This is a genomic window from Mixta mediterraneensis (assembly GCF_030283135.1).
Taxonomy (GTDB): Bacteria; Pseudomonadota; Gammaproteobacteria; order Enterobacterales; family Enterobacteriaceae; genus Pantoea; species Pantoea mediterraneensis.
This window is the reverse complement of record NZ_JASUAZ010000060.1, coordinates 1-17,069: the sequence shown is the minus strand read 5'-3', so window position 1 is coordinate 17,069 and position 17,069 is coordinate 1. Positions and strand designations below refer to the sequence as shown.

At 48.2% G+C, this 17,069-nt stretch carries 16 protein-coding genes, 3 pseudogenes and 1 riboswitch; of the genes and pseudogenes, 8 read left to right on the top strand and 11 right to left on the bottom strand.

Annotated elements, in window-relative coordinates; all coding sequences use genetic code 11:
* The 3 genes from QRY16_RS20090 to QRY16_RS20080 all read right to left on the bottom strand — a co-directional run.
* Positions 1-261: transposase (locus QRY16_RS20090; protein ID WP_289777815.1), on the bottom strand; the 261-nt coding region annotated here is incomplete at its 3' end.
* Positions 262-611: 350 nt separating this feature from the next.
* Entirely contained in the window at positions 612-2,054 is a 1,443-nt protein-coding gene (locus tag QRY16_RS20085) for a T3SS effector OspC family protein (protein WP_289777814.1), read from the bottom strand.
* Positions 2,055-2,336: 282 nt separating this feature from the next.
* Positions 2,337-3,458: a phosphodiester glycosidase family protein gene (locus tag QRY16_RS20080; RefSeq protein ID WP_289777813.1), complete on the bottom strand. Its 1,122-nt coding sequence runs from the start codon at positions 3,456-3,458 to the stop codon at positions 2,337-2,339.
* A 271-nt stretch (positions 3,459-3,729) separates the two neighbouring features.
* Between QRY16_RS20080 and QRY16_RS20075 the strand changes: the two are divergent.
* Positions 3,730-4,275, top strand: a pseudogene (locus tag QRY16_RS20075) (IS6 family transposase); the annotation flags it as partial.
* On the opposite strand, the gene eno reads toward QRY16_RS20075, so the two are convergent.
* From eno to QRY16_RS20060, 3 genes are read right to left on the bottom strand one after another with little or no spacing between them, the layout of a single operon-like run.
* Positions 4,252-5,541, bottom strand: coding sequence for a phosphopyruvate hydratase (gene eno / locus QRY16_RS20070; protein ID WP_289777812.1), 1,290 nt, complete (start codon positions 5,539-5,541; stop codon positions 4,252-4,254). The pseudogene QRY16_RS20075 and the gene eno overlap by 24 nt on opposite strands.
* A 15-nt stretch (positions 5,542-5,556) precedes the next feature.
* Positions 5,557-5,982, bottom strand: a complete 426-nt coding sequence (locus QRY16_RS20065; RefSeq protein WP_289777811.1) for a universal stress protein — start codon at positions 5,980-5,982, stop codon at positions 5,557-5,559.
* Complete coding sequence (locus tag QRY16_RS20060; RefSeq protein WP_289777810.1) at positions 5,979-6,887, bottom strand: DHHA2 domain-containing protein; 909 nt, start codon at positions 6,885-6,887, stop codon at positions 5,979-5,981. The genes QRY16_RS20065 and QRY16_RS20060 overlap by 4 nt, the downstream gene beginning before the upstream one ends.
* A gap of 78 nt (positions 6,888-6,965) precedes the next feature.
* A riboswitch (Fluoride riboswitch) is annotated at positions 6,966-7,035 on the bottom strand.
* Positions 7,036-7,306: 271 nt separating this feature from the next.
* Here QRY16_RS20060 and QRY16_RS22370 point away from each other — a divergent pair.
* The 3 genes and pseudogenes from QRY16_RS22370 to QRY16_RS22360 all read left to right on the top strand — a co-directional run bounded on the left by QRY16_RS22370 (position 7,307) and on the right by QRY16_RS22360 (position 8,343).
* Positions 7,307-7,687, top strand: coding sequence for a Y-family DNA polymerase (locus tag QRY16_RS22370; protein ID WP_496201187.1), 381 nt, complete (start codon positions 7,307-7,309; stop codon positions 7,685-7,687).
* Positions 7,688-7,858: 171 nt separating this feature from the next.
* Positions 7,859-8,091, top strand: a pseudogene (locus tag QRY16_RS22365) (DinB/UmuC family translesion DNA polymerase); the annotation flags it as partial.
* Positions 8,092-8,343: a DUF4113 domain-containing protein gene (locus QRY16_RS22360; RefSeq protein ID WP_496201188.1), complete on the top strand. Its 252-nt coding sequence runs from the start codon at positions 8,092-8,094 to the stop codon at positions 8,341-8,343. It abuts the pseudogene before it with no gap.
* Between the two features lie 491 nt (positions 8,344-8,834).
* On the opposite strand, the gene QRY16_RS20050 is transcribed toward QRY16_RS22360, so the two are convergent.
* From QRY16_RS20050 to QRY16_RS20040, 3 genes are all read right to left on the bottom strand, one after another.
* Complete coding sequence (locus QRY16_RS20050) at positions 8,835-9,794, bottom strand: ParB/RepB/Spo0J family plasmid partition protein (RefSeq protein ID WP_289777809.1); 960 nt, start codon at positions 9,792-9,794, stop codon at positions 8,835-8,837.
* Positions 9,794-10,960, bottom strand: coding sequence for a plasmid-partitioning protein SopA (sopA, locus tag QRY16_RS20045; protein WP_289777808.1), 1,167 nt, complete (start codon positions 10,958-10,960; stop codon positions 9,794-9,796). The genes QRY16_RS20050 and sopA overlap by 1 nt, the downstream gene beginning before the upstream one ends.
* 285 nt (positions 10,961-11,245) lie before the next feature.
* Positions 11,246-11,593 (bottom strand): hypothetical protein, encoded by a 348-nt coding sequence (locus QRY16_RS20040; protein ID WP_289777807.1) that lies wholly within the window; start codon positions 11,591-11,593, stop codon positions 11,246-11,248.
* Here QRY16_RS20040 and QRY16_RS20035 point away from each other — a divergent pair.
* Complete coding sequence (locus tag QRY16_RS20035) at positions 11,532-11,660, top strand: hypothetical protein (protein WP_289777816.1); 129 nt, start codon at positions 11,532-11,534, stop codon at positions 11,658-11,660. The two genes, QRY16_RS20040 and QRY16_RS20035, sit on opposite strands and share 62 nt — an antisense overlap.
* On the top strand, positions 11,657-11,911 hold the full coding sequence (locus tag QRY16_RS20030; RefSeq protein WP_289777806.1) for a hypothetical protein: 255 nt from the start codon (positions 11,657-11,659) through the stop codon (positions 11,909-11,911). The genes QRY16_RS20035 and QRY16_RS20030 overlap by 4 nt, the downstream gene beginning before the upstream one ends.
* 914 nt (positions 11,912-12,825) lie before the next feature.
* On the opposite strand, the gene QRY16_RS20025 is transcribed toward QRY16_RS20030, so the two are convergent.
* Together QRY16_RS20025 and QRY16_RS20020 are read right to left on the bottom strand one after the other, a co-directional pair.
* Positions 12,826-13,023, bottom strand: coding sequence for a hypothetical protein (locus tag QRY16_RS20025; protein WP_289777805.1), 198 nt, complete (start codon positions 13,021-13,023; stop codon positions 12,826-12,828).
* A 210-nt stretch (positions 13,024-13,233) separates the two neighbouring features.
* Complete coding sequence (locus tag QRY16_RS20020; protein WP_289777804.1) at positions 13,234-14,202, bottom strand: VOC family protein; 969 nt, start codon at positions 14,200-14,202, stop codon at positions 13,234-13,236.
* Between the two features lie 473 nt (positions 14,203-14,675).
* Here QRY16_RS20020 and QRY16_RS20015 point away from each other — a divergent pair, with 473 nt between their 5' ends.
* Together QRY16_RS20015 and QRY16_RS22135 are read left to right on the top strand one after the other, a co-directional pair.
* Positions 14,676-15,986: a lactonase family protein gene (locus QRY16_RS20015; RefSeq protein WP_289777803.1), complete on the top strand. Its 1,311-nt coding sequence runs from the start codon at positions 14,676-14,678 to the stop codon at positions 15,984-15,986.
* A gap of 292 nt (positions 15,987-16,278) precedes the next feature.
* A pseudogene (locus QRY16_RS22135) lies at positions 16,279-17,069 on the top strand (porin); the annotation flags it as partial.

Genomic DNA, 17,069 nt, shown 5'->3' with positions numbered 1-17,069 from the left:
AGCCTTTTTTAATATTTCGTTTTCCATTTCAATGCGTTGTAGCTTTTTCTTCAGCTCGCGTATTTCGATCTTTTCGGGGGTAATGGGGGAAGCTATTGGTGTTTTACCCTGCCGCTCATCACGCAACTGCTTCACCCATCGCGTCATTGTGGACAGACCAACATTCATAGCGCTGGCAGCATCTGCAACCGTATAGTTTTGGTCAGGAACCAGTTGAGCGGATTCACGTTTGAACTCTGCGCTGAAATTTCTTCTTTTCATTGGGGCACCTGTAATGTTCTGAGGTGAGCATATCACCTCTGTTCAGGTGGCCAAATTCACTATGCCACTACACCAGTCGCAATTTTATTGGTGTCTTCTTATAGGGCGACCTCCTTTCCGTCCGTGGTCTCTCGCTGAAGCCAGGCCTGAAGCTGTTCGCGGGGTCTGAAGCCCAACCGTACCGAAAATGTACGCTAAGTGCATTTTTTAATCAGCCATGACTAATCAATATTAATAAAAGTGCATGTTTTCATATTGTTATGACTACTAAGTTGCGAGCGCACTTAGGCTGGTAATTTTCACTTGATAAAAATCACCAGCCTTTGTAGATGTTTTCACTTACATTTTACTTACCTGTGGTTATTAATTTCCTTTCCACGAATAGCACCATATTCAAGTAAAATAGCAATCATTTCTTTTTTATTGTATTTTATTGCATTATCTAACATTGTATCACCAGAATTAACTCTCCTGAATGCGTTATTCGGCTCCACTAACCCACGTTCCAAAAAATCTCTCAGGATTTTTTCATCCGCAGAGTGATTGCTTAGTGAGTACTCAATATCCTCATATGAAGTTGACATTTTCATTACATCATTTCCAGTAAAGCTGAATTTTGAGAATAACAAATCAACAACATCTTTTTTAGCGTGTTTTATAGCAAGTTCCATAATTTTACATCCATCATCCTTGTTTCTCATATGTACCGAAAGAGCTGCAAAATTAGAGGCTTTAACCGCATCCTCCGCACTTATTTCTCGTAGCTTTACTTCTTTAAAATTATCCGTGCTAACCATTCTCGGGGCATGGAACTCTGGTTGAAATACAAAATTTAGAATTTTGTCTAAATTTTTACCGTCCAGGTTTTTATTCAGAGAAAATATTTTAAACTCTGTATCATTGCTGTTTCTGAGGAAATTTATGAGGTGTAATCCCAGTCCAAGTTTCATGTCTTTAGAATTAAAGATAGGAATATCTTTTGTACCTTTATCCCCATGAACTTTACGATAAATTTCATTTCTTACCTCAGAGAATTGAGCTATGAATTCCTTATGTTCGTGCATAAATGCAGGTGGAATAGTGTTATCAAAATGATCAGTCAATGTCAGATACCCATGAGGAAACTGCTCATCAACTATATAAGCATTGGCTCCAAAATCTACAGTTGAATGGCGGGTATTGAGAGGGAGTTGAGCCTTATCATCAGAAAATTCAACGCCAAAAAAAACAAAATCCTGATTGCTTAAACATCTTATATCTTCTGAGTACGTATTTTTTGCAGTGCTAATCTCATTAGATTGCAACTTATTCAACGACATGATGTTAAGTATTCCAGCGGCATCTACCAAATTTGAATTACTTTGATGTCTGAAATGGATTTTTGCATCTACCACTTTACTTAGCAAAACCTTTTCCTGCGAGGTTAAATCTTGGGTTCTTTCTTTTATTTTTGTTAAATAGTTTTTAGATACATTATTAAGATGCTGTAGTGAGTGTAATGAAGATTTCCGTGCTGATGAATCTGTCAGAGCGATTCCTAAATATTTGAAACTATCACCGTTAGAAAACATTTTATTATAGCTCTGAGCTGCTACTGCTTTCTTAAAAAATGCTTTTATTACATCCGCACTTCTGTTCTTTAAATCACTACTCTTAAGCATTGTATCCGGAGAGTTTTGTACAGAAATGATTTTTTTCATGGTGTTACTTCGTTCCCCTCCAGTTCCTCTATCTGGCGGAAGACAAGCGAAATTATTTTGCTGACCATTTACTAATGGATGTGTTAACTTCATAACTGATTTTCCATTATATACATATTTATTTATACTAAGCTTATCGTGGCGGCTATATAGCCATGGGCTTTATATTTTATTTAAATGTAAGTTGTGAGTGTATAATTAGCTTCCTTGAGATGTCTTGCGATAATGGTATTTGAGAAAAAACAACAGTTAAAAAATGGATAATCTTATCATAATGGTGTTGCATTAATATTTAAACAGGGGGCCAGATTAAAACCATTAACTCACTCAATGGTTTTATGAGTGAGTTTTTATCTGAATTTAAAGTCAGCAATGCTATGAATTTATATTTCTTTCGATGCTTGCAGTAGGTTGGTTAGCATTATTTATAGGGGGTGATCCGATGGTTAAAACATTAGCTACCGGGCGCAATTTTTCATCGCCTTTTGCAATCTGGTTGATTTTTCCTGACGCACTTATGTAACCCATTGAGATGGAACCTGCACCATCCAAGTTTAACGATGTAGAGTTTGGCGCGCCCTGTGCCACAATATCTTTCCATTCAGACATTGTAACGCCTAAATCACGTTTATAGCGGTTAGTTGTCAGTGTATGCAAGGTAACGTCTTTTTCTTCATTAATTGAGATCGCCGCTCTGGGATTTGGATTGCCGCAATGAGTGAGATTGCCCTGAAAATAGGCTGCAAGGTTTTTCTGGCCGTTTGCATAGTAATAATTAAAACGCTGATCGGCGAAATTCATATCCTCATCGTTAAGATACGGTCCGCATGATAATAATGCTCTTTTATCTTTGACAATGTGCCCATAGTCATCTCTCCACTCTCCAGGTATCGGCAGTTTATTGTCGCAGCCATCCGCATGGCCAATCTTATGTCCCTGGTATTTATCTCCGGTGGGAATGGCGCTGGAATCTCTGTTGGGATCCTGACCTGGTCCCGTTGCCGGACGGACTATCAGCATATGTGTCAAAAAAGCTGAAAATCCGCCGTTGATGAATGCCTTTGGCCCTTTAACATTGTTGTCTTTTAACAAGTCATTGCTGTTTTTGCCAAATACATTATCAGGCGTATGCAATACATCGAGATCATTCGCGCCGTGAGTTATATGCATCGCATCATATCTTGAGCCAACCTTCATAGTGGCATATATTTTTGCTTTATTACTGCCTCTTGGCGGATAAACAAAAGTATCACTCTGCTTGTTAACCTTTTCATGAGCTATGCCATTGGCAAATACTTCGTACGAGATGACGCTGTTAACGGCAAACGCTTTTTCTTCGCCAATAATCCTTTTTAATACTTCAAAAGAGGTGATGAGTGGTTTCTCTGCTGTATTTGAAACGTTAGCCACCAGTTGAGCCAGCGGAGCTGCCTTCTTAACACCTGTATTATCCTGAACAGGACCGAGTGAGCTAAAACTCACGTTCGAAACTTTCATAACCAAATTCCTTGTATATCCAACGCTGCCGCTATCATCGCTTTCACACACGCCCTGGCGTTCTGGCCTGATAAACGTACAGATGCTATTTATCGATGCAGGATGAACGCCGTTTGATTGATGAGAGTGACTAAGTAGGCCGTTTATAACCTAATATTTGGCTGTTTTTTTTAAAAAAACGCTTATTTCAGCGCGCTGAAGTTTTTTTGGTACTGTTGCAAAAATGTGGAGGTGATAAAATTATGGCCACCTTTTGCTGACGGAGCAGCGCATGAACCCATTCAAAGGCCGGCATTTTCAGCGTGACATCATTCTGTGGGCTGTGCGTTGGTACTGCAAATACGGCATCAGCTACCGTGAGCTGCAGGAGATGCTGGCCGAACGCGGCGTGAATGTCGATCGCACCACTATTTATCGTTGGGTTCAGCGTTATGCACCTCAAATGGAAAAACGACTGCGCTGGTACTGGCGTAACCCTTCCGATCTTTGTCCGTAGCACATTAACGAAACGTATGTTAAGGTCAATGGCCGCTGGGCTTATCTTTGCCGGGCCGTCGACAGCAGGGGCCGCACCGTCGATTTTTATCTCTCCGCGCGTCGCAACAGCAAAGCCGCATACCGTTTTCTGGGTAAAATCCTCAATAACGTGAAGAAGTGGCAGATCCCGCGATTTATCAACACGGATAAAGCGCCTACCTATGGCCGTGCGCTTGTGTTACTCAAACGCGAAGGTCGATGCCCGTCTGACGTTGAACACCGACAGATGCCGGGCGCAGGCCGTCCGGCGGATGTGTTACATGCGGCGCACAAACGCGTGAAGACCCGCGTAGCGTGCATCATCACCCAGCGCCTGCTCGATGCGCATCAGCTGGTTGTATTTTTCCACGCGTTCGCCGCGGCACGGCGCACCGGTTTTCAGGTGTCCTGCGCGCAGGGCCACGGTCAGGTCGGCAAGGAACGTGTCCGTCGTTTCACCGCTGCGGTGTGACATAAACGCACCCCAGCCGTGCCTCTGGCACAGCGCCACGGCTTCCAGCGTTTCGCTGAGCGAACCTATCTGATTGAGCTTAATCAACGCGGCGCTGGCGAGGTTTTCGTCAATGCCGCGCTGGATGTACTTCACGTTGGTGACAAACAGGTCGTCGCCAACCAGCTCGGCCCGGCCCGCGAGCTGCTGGTGCAGATGCTTCCAGCCCGCCCAGTCGTCCTCGGCCAGGCCGTCTTCCAGCAGGATGACGGGAAACTGGTCCATCAGCTCGCCGTAGTACGCCGTCATTTCCGCCGCGCTCAGCGCGCTGCCCTCGGTGCGCAGATGATACTTACCGTCAGCGAAAAATTCACTCGATGCAGGGTCCATGCAGATGCTGATGTCTTCTCCGGGCCGGTATCCTGCCTTCTCAATAGCCTGTACGATAAACGCCAGAGGGTCGCGGTTCGACGACACGGCGGGCGCAAAGCCGCCTTCGTCGCCGACCGCAGCCGACAGGTTTTTGTCCAGCAGGATCTGTCGCAGCGCCTGGTAAACCTCACTGCCCTGACGCACGGCCTCGCGCAGCGTAGGTGCCCCGTGTGGCGCTATCATGAATTCCTGAAAGTCCGCGCCCTGACCGCGGGCGTGCACGCCGCCGTTGATAATGTTCATGCACGGTACGGGCAGCAGGTTTGCCTGCAGGCCCCCCAGGTAGCGCCAGAGCGGCTCGTGCGAGGCCTTTGCCGCCAGCCGGGCAACCGCCAGCGAGACGCCCAGAATGGCATTCGCACCCAGGCGACTCTTATTCTCCGTACCGTCCAGCGCCAGCATGATGTTGTCCAGGTGCCGCTGCTCGCGCACGTCCCTGCCGCGCACGGCCTCGCAGATTTCCGTATTAACCGCCCTGACGGCATCCAGTACGCCTTTGCCACCAAAGCGGCGGGAGTCGCCGTCGCGGCGTTCAGCGGCCTCACGCGACCCGGTACTGGCCCCGGAAGGCACCGAGGCGCGCGCCATCATCCCGTCTGAGGTCCGGGCTTCGACTTCAACAGTAGGGTTGCCGCGCGAGTCAAGAATTTCACGGGCGGTCACGTTATCCAGTTTAAAGCGCATAGCGTTTCTCCCGGTTCAGTCAGTCAGGTGAGTGATAAGCACATCTACTGTGAGATGGTTGATGTATTCCGCCGAGCGGGAGGTCAGCATTCCCATAAAGCGGTTGCGGTGCCCGGCAAGCACGATGTCGACGCCCAGCTCCGCGATACACTTCTCCACGTCCTCAAAGCGGCGCATAGTCACCAGCTCCCGCGTATCAACCGTCTCAGGCACGGAGGCCGCCAGCTCGCTCAGAAACGCCTTGGCCTTCACCACCTCCTCCGACACGACGTCGTCCATCAGGCTGTCGGACACGTAGTTCATCTCCCGGTAGTCGTCGCTGATGTGGGCCAGGGTGATTTTCATGCCGAGCGGCTGCGCCAGCGCGACCGCCCGTTTCAGCAGGAGGGTGCCGTCGTCTTTATCGTTCACAAGTATCAGTGCGTGGGTATAGCAGGTCATAATGAATTCCCGTTCTGGTTAAGGTGGGACTCAAGCCACGGCAGAAGCTGTTTTTTGCGGCTGAGCATGCCTGGCACGGAACAGGAGGCTGCGTTAACGCTTTCCCGCCCGGCGAAATAAAGTGTTGAGAAACCTGCACGGATGTCGGTCAGCATCAGCATCGCCAGGGCGGCCCCCGACTGCTCTGCCAGATACGCAAGGGCAGCGAGCAGGTCGTCGATCACGGGGGCAACCTGTGACGGTGAGCTGACCTCAATCTGGGCAATGCGCACGTCAGTACCGGCAATCACAAAAGCCTTGAGGTCCCTGTCCAGCAGCTGCTGTGCGCTGAGGCCGCTGACGTCAGTTTTTGCAGTAAGGAGGTCACGGGCAAAGGTTTTGCGGTTCACGCCCGACAGTACGACCAGTTCGGTAACCGAGCGAATATCGTCCTCGGTCGTGGTGGGGGAGCGTAGATTCACGGTGTCGCTCAGGAGTGCACCCAGCAGAAGAATGGCAAGCGTCGGGGGCAGCATGCGGCGCGCTTCAGCGTCCATCAGTAGCCAGAGCAGCGTGGCGCTGCTGCCAAGCGGGCGTATGTGGACCTCCGGTGGCAGTTGCGTTACCAGCCCGCCCAGCCGGTGGTGATCAGTGATGCCCACGATATTGCTCCGAAGCAGATCGTCAGGTCCCTGCGCCGGCTCGGTGAAATCGACCAGCCAGACCTGTTCGTCCTGCAACGGAAAGGAAAGCGGCGGCGGCGGCGTGAGTCCGGCGGTGTCAAAGATAAAGTGGGTTTCGCGGTTAGCTTCGCCGAGACGCCATGCGCGGGCGTCCATGCCGCGCCCGGTCAGCCAGTGCGCGGTGACGACGGCCGTGCAGATGGCGTCACTGTCAGGATTGATGTGGCCAAAAACGTGTATCACATGTCTCTCCCCGTAAAGGGAGGCACGCAGGTCGTGAAGAAAGTTGGGACGGCCTGACGCGCCTCCTGCAAATCAAGAGTCACATCAGGCGTCATCAGCTCCGGAACGGAGCGGTTGGTTAAGGTGGAACGCCATCACCCTGTTGGCTGAGTATAGAGCCGAAGAGAAAGCTTGTCAGCATTAATCTGATGGAGTTCTCTGCCCCAGAAACCCTGGCCTCCTGAAGCGCCTGCCGGGGACTCTCCGCCTGACCGGCAAAGTAACAGTGGAGCCTGTATGGTATCGCCAGCAGCGGTAAGCACCTCCACGCTTAGCGCAGAACCTGTTTTAATAGCGGAATGACTGCAGTTCAGAGAATAATTATTTGAGGAAAAATATCTTTATTCCTTATTTGAATTGTATTCCACATAAACCACAGTATGTCGCAGCGCGTGATGACCGCCCTGGAGGAGATCACGGCCCGCGTCGAGCAGTATTCCATTGACGAGATGTTCCTGGACCTGACCGGCATCGGTGGCTGCGAGGACTTTGAGCACTTCGGCCGGCGCCTGCGCGCGCACGTTCTGATTACGACCGGCCTGACCGTCGGCGTGGGCATGGAGCCAACAAAAACCCTGGCAAAATCGGCGCAGTGGGCCAGCAAGGAGTGGCCGCAGTTCCGCGGGGTGCTGGCGCTGACGCCGGGCAATCCGAAGCGCACCTCCACGCTGCTGGAAAACCAGCCCGTTGAGGATATATGGGGCGTTGGCCGGCGCATCGGCAAGAGGCTCAACCTGATGGGCATTGAAAATGCCCTGTAGCTGGCGCGCGCGCACCCTGTCCTCATCCGTAAAAACTTCAGCGTGGTGCTCGAGCGCACCGTTCGCGAGCTCAACGGCGAATCGTGCATTTCCCTCGAGGAGTTTGCGCCAGCGAAACAGCAAATCGTCTGTAGCCGCTCCTTTGGCGAGCGCATTACGACAAAAGTGGCCATGCAGGAAGTGCTGTGTCAGTACGCCACACGGGCGGCGGAGAAACTGAGAAAAGAGCGCCAGTTCTGTCGGCGCATCAGCGTTTTATCCGGAGCTCGTCGCACGCGCAGGGTGAAGTTTTTTATGGCAACAGCGCCAGCGAAAATCTCACGATACCCACGCAGGACACGCGAGACGCGATTGAAGTGGCCATGCGGTCGCTCGATCGCATCTGGCTTGAAGGGCGCCGTTATATGAAGGCCGGCATTATGCTCGATGACTTCACGCCAGACGGCGTCAGTCAGCTGAACCTGTTCGATGAGGATAAGCCGCAGGCGAACAGCGCCCAGCTGATGAAGGTGCTGGACGGTATTAACCAGTCCGGGCTGGGGCATATGTGGTTTGCCCGTCAGAGTGTCAGCAATGAGTGGCAGATGAAGCGGGAGTTACTCTCACAAGCATGGACAACCCGATGGAGTGATATACCCGTAGCGCGTGTGCTCTGACTGCGCGCAGCTGATGAAGATACTGGACGGCATCAATTAGTCCGGGCTGGGACATATGTAGTTTGTGCGTCAAAGAGTGAACAACGAATGGAAAATTAAATGGGAGCTACTTTCCCTTGACTGGTCGACAAACTGGAAGATATCTCTCCTGCATCTGTCAGTGAAGCCTGGCCGTCTGAATCCTCTTTTAATAACAGGCCCTGTGCTGGGACCATGGGCCCAGGCAATGTTAATCAGAAGGTGATGTGTGATCCGACCAGAAAGGAGACCTTCTCTCTGACATGATCACCTCCATGGCTTTTATTTCAGGCAAGGTGGGACCATGGTCCCAATCTATCATCAGCAGGCCCTGTTCTGGGACCATGGTCCCAGCTATGTCAAATAGCAGCTCTTTAAATTTTTGCCAGGGGACGTCAGAGAGAATGTCAGATGGAAAAGGCAAACTCAGGCGTTGAAAAGGGCAATCCGGGACCGTGGTCCCGGAAAAGTAATTAATGTTTTGTATGACTTTTTTCCATGATTTCCTCAAGCTGCTGAACAAGTTCATGAGGAACCTTTGTAAGGTCAAGGTTGTAGACAACACGATTACCGCTATACTGCGCCGTCATTCCGGGCCCAAAATCCCGCTTAACGACCTTCTGTCTGGAGGGATCAGGCTTCTGTTTCACCGCTTCCATGAGCCCCGTAATGATCTCATCCGCTTCTAATAAATTGCCCCCTTTACGCCGCGCGGCCAGCTCATGGACTTTTTCCGTCAGCAGCGTCTGATGTTCTGCAAAAAGACGATTTAACTGCTCACCCGCACGGGCTGAGAGTTCGCCGGGATGAGGGAAAAGAGCAATGACTTCGCCAGGTAATTTTGAGGTATTTATGCAACGGGTGATCACTTTTCGGGAAATGTTTTCAGCATCAGCCAGTGCGGAAATATTATTACCAAACTCATTCTGCAGCCTGATGGCATAACGTCTGCCGCGTTCATACGCGCTGGTTGGACGGTAATCATTACCCAGCTTGCAGAGTGCATCCATTTGCTCATCATCCAGGTCACCGACCAGAACGCGATAATTGGAAGACGTCAGGATCGCGGTCATGCGGCGGCGACTGCCGTCAGCGACCTCAATATGGTCTTTTACCCGGCGACCAAACGCAGGTGTCTGCTGGCCTACCGTCAGAAACGAGGGGATGAGATCGTCCAGGGCATCTCTGGTCAGAAACGCCTGTACCCGCTCGTTACCTGCCCAGACGTGTGTTGCGCTCTCTACGGTATCAGCGGGCACGGTTTCAAGCACGAACTTGACGTCCCGGCTGCACACGGGCAGGACAACGGTATTGCCTTTTGTGAGCGTGCCAACCCGCGCAATTAAAGAGTCAACCATAGGCGCGGCGGGTGCTGACGGCGAAGTTTCAGTTGCAGCACGTGAAGCTTTCGGAATAAGAGGCGCTCGTTTCATCAGCGTAACTCCCAGCGAGGTTTAATCAGACGGTCAAAAATTTCATTGCAGACAGGTTCCCAGATGGCCAGAGCATTACGCCAGGCACCTGTTGAGGAACGCTGATCGATAGCCTGCTCAAAGACGGTTCGCATACGTATCTGTCCTTTTCCGACCTCGTCCGTTTCGCGAACAACATTTTTTAGTACCATGCCACCCCAGGCGTCACGGATCTGTTCTTCCATCCAGGGAGACTGAGAACCGTTGCTGTTGTTGTATTTGGTCAGCAGTATACGCACGTCCGGTTCAAAGCCCTGCAGGTCGACATTTTTAAGCAGGTCACGCAGCATATCGAAGAACTGTAACGCCGATGTGTAATCAAACAGCTCCGCCGGCGTAGGCACGATAAGAACATCTGCTGCACAGACAACGTTAATCGTGCCAATCTCCAGGTTTGGGGCGCTGTCGATAACGATAACGTCATAATCTTGCGCGACGGATTCAATAGCCAGCCTCAGCATCATATGGGGTTCAGTCGGCAGTTTTCCCTGGTCATAGCGCCCCATTAGCTCCGTTTCGATGCGATGCAGCGCAAGGCAGGAGGGAATAATATCCAGACCCGGCCAGCAGGTTGGCTTGATGGCATAAAACGCATCGTCCCGCTCGCCCAGGTAGAAGGGGAGTAGCGTATCGTCAGCGTGAATGTGCAGGTCGGGCACCCATCCGTGATACATCGATGCGGTACCCTGAGGATCGTTGCCCTCAATAATCAATACGCGAAGACCTTTCAGGGCCAGATCCTGAGCCAGATGCACCGAGACGGACGTCTTATACACTCCGCCTTTGTGCGCAGCAACGGCGATAACCGGTGGCAGGCTTTCATCGGGCCTGCGCAGGCGAGTACCGAAGACGTCCCGCATATGATTAATCTGTTCTATCGTATAGCCGACGCGTTGCTCAACCCGTCCGCGCATCTCCAGATCCGGGTAAGGCAGTCGTCCGGCTTTTTCAGCATCCCGGATGGCCTGAGGAGATACACCGATAAGTTCAGCGGCTTCGCCTACGCGCCATCTGCGCGTAATTTTTCGCGCCTCAGGGCTGTCGTCATTGAACTGCGCAACAGCAATAGCGCGGGTCATCTCGTGTCCGGCAGCAATGCATTGATCCAGTGTATTCTTCAGGCCCACAACGATTTCCTTTTTATCAGCTTTGCATATATTAATTAAATTTTGAATTTTAATGCAAAGCAACGCCAAATCAGCAAACCTGCATATTATATGCAAAGTTCAGTCTGAGCCCGGCACGGAACAGTTTCTGATGAAGCGCCGCTAGAAGGGAGAAAAGGGGAGGGGATGACGCGGGCAAAACCGGTCTGGCAGTATCATCGCCGTCTGAACAGAAAATTATGAGCGCACAAATATTAAGTTATTCATTACGCTGAATTTATCTCGGCAGGGAACCTCTGGTATAGTTCATTTTTCTCTCTGTTCTGACACACAGATATGCTGAATATCACCGAATGGATCCCTGACGGGATCAGGAATAATAAGGTGGCGGCGTGGCTCATCGGCACGGCGGGACTGATGGCCGTCGCGGCTGCCGGAACCTAGGCTGCCCTGAACGTCACCACCCTGACCGAAATGAAGGGACGGATAGAAGGCCTCGTTCAGCAAAATCAGCGCCTGACGCAGGACCTGCCGGTTCTTCAGGCGCGCTAAGCGGGTAATTTTTGCCGTTGCCGGCTGCGGTAAAACCACGCTGCTTACGGAGCGACTCAGCGAGTGCAGCCGGCCCCTTATCCTGACGCACACCATCAACAACGAACAGCACCTGCGAACAAAATTATTGCCCGGTTTGGCTTCCTCCCCGAAGGAATACGCATCATGACGTGGTTTGAGTTTCTGAACAGCTTCTGCTGCCAGCCATTGCTGCAGGGACTGTTGGGCATCCGTGGCCTGAACTTCTGCCCGTCGCTCCAGAAAATTGCCCGCTCTAAAGTGCTCAAACTTTTAATCTCCGTTGCCTGGCGGTGTGGAACGTATTTTCCCCTGTCTGTCCAGCGAAAAGCCGGAAAATCGATCCGCTGCGGATCCTTACTGGATCGGTTTTCCGGCTTTTCTCCCGTATGGGGAGAATAACCTGGACGGTGCGGATTAAAAAGCGCGGCGATTGCGTGCGCAGCGGGTGCCGTTTTCGACGTAAGCTGTTGATGAGTATGTTAAAGCGCCGTACAGGGCGGGGCAGGGGCCATACCAGGCACTCCAGGCTGAATACCTGATCAAACGCGAAATAGAAGAACGGCAAAGCAAACTGGTCAACGACGTCGGGAAAGATTTGTAACCCGGAGGTTCAGGGGAGAACCGGAAGACACAGGGTGCAGAACACCAGGAAAGGTGTACCTGTGTTCTCCGGTAAAGCAATTATAATACAGTCTGCTAAATCGTTCACCGGAAGCGTTACTTCAAATAACGCATATGACATATCAGCAGGCACTCTTCTGGTCAGACTGAGAATAGCAGAGCGGCTAAAAAGTGCCTAAAAAGGCTTATGTCCGATGTCTATTATGGAGCTTTGGCATGCAGACCAGGAGAGAACCGGCAAGCGAGAAATGTACAATGTCAGAAAAGGTGGAACCGCTTCTGCCGGTTAATGAATTGAAATATAACCTCATAGGTCGGTTATTAAGAATAAAGCTATTAAGCTGGCAGTATTAAAACCTGTCATGCAATATTTTAAAAATGACAGGAGGTGTGAATAGATATTAAATTAGAAGGTTCGGAAATTAAAAAAACAGAAGGTTTCTATGATGATGGTGAGAAAATGATTTTCGAGTGATATTCAAGAAATCCAAAAAAACAGCCTTCAACCAAATGTTGTGTTAAGCAGTCCAGTATGTGGGCTGCTTAATGAATATAAAAGTCATTGAGTTTATTATTAGGATATTATTTTCCTTTCCCGGTGTTAGCATAATTTCCCAATAGCCAGGTTAAGATTGTGCAACAGTCACGCTTGAAGTATAATGTGAAATGATGCACCGATATTCAATTACTCGTTACGGAATGGTAGGCTTTTTAGCCTTGTCGATAAATACGCCAATCTCACGATAAATAAGCATAAAGCGGATGTCTATGCCGCGCATGTTTACTCCAGTCATATCCTTGAGCAAACAATCTATCTCGCGTGCAACCGCAGAGTTAAAGCGTTCTTCAGATTTAGCTCTTCGCAACCAGTCCAGCAGAAAGCGGCGCATTTGTTTTTCTTTAAAGTTGAACGTATGGTTACTATGAATTTTGAAAGCGACTATCAGACAAAAATAAAAATGTCTGATATTTTCAGCCAGTTCAATTTCATTCGCAGCGGCGTTCTCCCGGTAAGAAGGTAAACAGGGATGCTGTCAGCACCCCAGTTATATTTATTCTGACTGTTTTATGAGGAATGCATAGGCTGGCTAAGTTGCTCTTTAGCGTGAAACGGGTGGGGTACCATGAGTATGGAAGGTCTCAATAGTTTTCAATCCCCATGCCTGGCCTTTCTTCCGCTCTGACTCCGTCCAGACTATTGTCTTCCAGTCCGGCGCCAGAATCAGCCGTGCACCAGAGTTAGCCAGTTCAACACGGTTACCAGCCGGTTCCCAGACATACAGAAAGAATGTGCCTTGAATCGCATGCTTGTGCGGTCCGGTCTCGATATGGACACCATTTTCGAGAAAGATATCTGCAGCACGCAGTATATCCTCACGTGTGTCGGTAGCGTAGGTAACATGATGAAGACGTGCGTTACCACCAGCATGCTCTTCCGTGCAGGCGAGGTCATAAGTTTTGTTGTTAATGGTGAACCAGCACCCCCCAATGCGACCATTATCCAGCTGGATCATCTCAGTAACACGTGAGCCAAGACAGGTTTCCATAAAGGTTTTAAACTCTTTAACGTCAGAAGCCAGTAAATTGAGATGGTCGAGACGGCGAGGGCTGGCTCCCCGTGCATGATATCGCTGAGCAAGATTCTTCAGGGCAGGGCGTTCACTATTGCTTGCCTGATAGCGGTCGGTTTCATAATAGATTTCAAATACATGTCCGAAAGGATCAACAAAACGAAAAGCACGCCCGTGTCCTTTTTCACCCTCAATCCAGCCAATCACTTCGTAACCGCTGGACTCTATCACGTCAACGCGACGTAACAGGGCCGCTTCAGAACTGGCTCTGTAAGCAATATGACCTACCCCAGTGGTGTGATGGCGTGTTAATTTTAGCGTATGAAATTCGTAATCATCCCATGCGCGCAGCCACGCATGATTTTCGTCCTGTTCCGAAACGGTAAGGCCATAGACATTTACGAAGAAGTTCAGACTTTCCTCGAATTTATCGGTGTACATTTCAACATGACCAAGATGTGCAATATCAAAACAAGGTTCAGGCGGTTGATTCGACATACATTATTCCTTTCAAACGAGGGCGATATTTCTAACGATTAAGGTTACGTTAATCCGGCTCAGCAATAGTGTCTGTTTAAAAGGTCTTTTAGACGTATGAGTTACATTTATATTGTGAGCAATCTGACATTCGTGACTCACCTAATGCCTTATTGCATAATTTTTCGAATAACTATTTATTTATCAGTAAAAAACATAAAACACGCTGATCTGTAAGGATTTTGCAGGGGTTGATGAGCAGTCATGGTTTAAAAGTGCGATAGGGTTATAAAATAGCCTATCGTTCATTTTACGGATGATTTTTGGTTTTTAATATGATTTGTTGAATGATTGATCACATAAAAGAGAGAAAGATATTGATTGAATGAATGGAGTGGTTAAGGTTCATTGCTGTTTTGCTGAAGGTTTACAAAATCTGCAAAAATTAGAAGAAAATATACCAAACCCAAAAATGTTTATAAAGGGATCATTTAATGAACATAAGAACACCTCTGCATAATACATATTTTAATAAAAAAGTTGTTTCTACAACATTACTGGTTTTTGCGACATTTATGTCCCCCTTAGCGACTGCAGTTTCAATGTTAGATAATTCAAGTATTGAGAAAAATCCCCAGAGAATAATAGTTTATGTAGGAACTTACTCTGGAGAGAATGGCTCGGGAGGGATTTACGCTTATGAAATGTCAGCTAATGGGAAAAGCTTAACTAAAATCCAGCATATTAATGCACCTGCTCAGGCTGGCTACCTGATAGTCAATCAAAAAACTCTCAATCTTTATTCCGTTGATGAAAGAAAAAATGATGGGAGAGGCCCTGTCTCTCCAACAGCAATGGTTTATTCATTCAGGATTGATAAATCATCTGGCGAATTAATTCCCTTAAACTCAATGATTGCCCCTGGTGCAAATCCGACATTTCTCAGTCTGGGCTTGAGAGATAATGCGCTCTACACTGCTAATCATGGAGGATTTGAACATATAGAAAAAGTGATATTTAAAGATGGCAAGTGGCAATCAGAATACGATTATGACGACGCCACTGTCATTAAGTACGAACTGGAAAAAAATGGTGCACTTGGCGGCATTGGAGATCTGGTTGTTTTGAAAGGCCACGGACAAGACCCCAGCAAGTCCAAACAACTGGCTGGGCATGCACAGGCAAGTTCACATGCACATAGCGCCATAGTTTCACCGGATGGAAAATATCTATTGGTCTGTAATAAAGGAACTGATGAGATTTTAGTTTATCAAATTGGTAAAAAGTTAGAGCTTGTCAACAGCTACAAATTCCCTGCGGTATCGGCCCCACGGCATTTGGTATTCTCGGATGATAAGAGATTTTATCTGGACTTAGAGTTATCAAATCAGGTCGCTTCCATGAATTTTAATCCTGAGAATGGCAAAATAACACTGGTTGATAAAGTGTCAGCAGTACCACCAAACTTCAAAGGGTACAATGAACCAGCAGAAATCCGTCTCCATCCAAACCACAAATACATTTATGTTAATAATCGTGGCAGTGATGACATAAGTTGGTTTTCAGTTAGGGCCAGTGGAGTACTTGAATGGAAAGGCTCTGTACCTTTAGCTAAGTCCTTGAACCCGGGGGTAGCGGCTCGCAGCTTTGCTTTTGCTCCTGATGGTACTCATCTGATTGTCGCTGACCGCCCAGATAATAAGTTAAAAATTTATAAAGTTAGTGCTGATGATGGCAGCCTGACCATCCTTAATGAAGCCTCTGTTGCTCAACCAGCATTCATTTCTTTTGCATCAATTGAATAATACGACATGAAAAATGACATTATTTCAATAACCTCTATTATTTTGTTTTTTATCCCGCAGCTATCTCATTCTGCTGTTATCTATATTAAAGATGGTAACATTTTAGATTTATATGGAAAACTGATAGCAAAGGAAATTTATAAAGAAGATAGCAGCCATACCAGGAAAGAAGCGGGGTTCGGTTCGATCGGTTTCAGGGGATAGACTCAAATCAGTGACAGCCTTACCGGCTTTGGGCAATGGGAATATCGAGCATATTGCAGAAGATGGCGCTCAGACAACTGAGACCTGATTGGGTTTCGCGGGGCTGAAATATCAAGGTATTGGATCTGTCGATTACGGTTATAATAATGGGATTTTGTATGATGTGGGTTCATTGACTGATATGGCCCCATCCTGGTCCGCGATGACATGGACTGGCAGTTATAACGAAAACTTCATGAACAGCCGCTCTGAAGGTGTATTAACTTTCAGAACCAGAGACTTTTTTGGCATGATTGATGGCTTAAGTTTAGGGATGCAGCTACAGGAGAAAAATGAAACCGGCAGTATTTATACATCTAATGGAGCTGGTATTGGATATTCTCTGAGTTACGAAATCACAAGTAGATTCCAAATCATCGGTGCCTACAGCAATTCGGACCGAACCGATGAGCAGCAAAACGATGGGAAGGGGAGTCAGGCTGAATCCTGGGCGATTGGTGCCAAATATAATGCGAACAAAATTTATCTGGCAACAGTCTATTCTGAAACAAGAAATACTACAAGAACGGGAACAGCAGGGGATGCTGGTTTCGCAAATAAGAGCAGAAACATGGAATTTTTAGCCCAGTATCTTTTTCTTCAGGTTTAAAAGCTTCTGTTGCTTGGTTTCAAACGCGGGGATATGATCTGACTCCTGTGGGGGCATTCAGCGGAGGCGATGCCGCTCTTGCTAATTACATTGAGTTAGGTATTAGTTACAATTTCAATCCGAGCTTTAGAGTATATGTGGATTACTATATCAACCTTCTGAAGAACAGTTCACCATATGTCAGAGAGGTTGGAGGGATAAATGGAAATGATAATATGACGGCGCTGAAT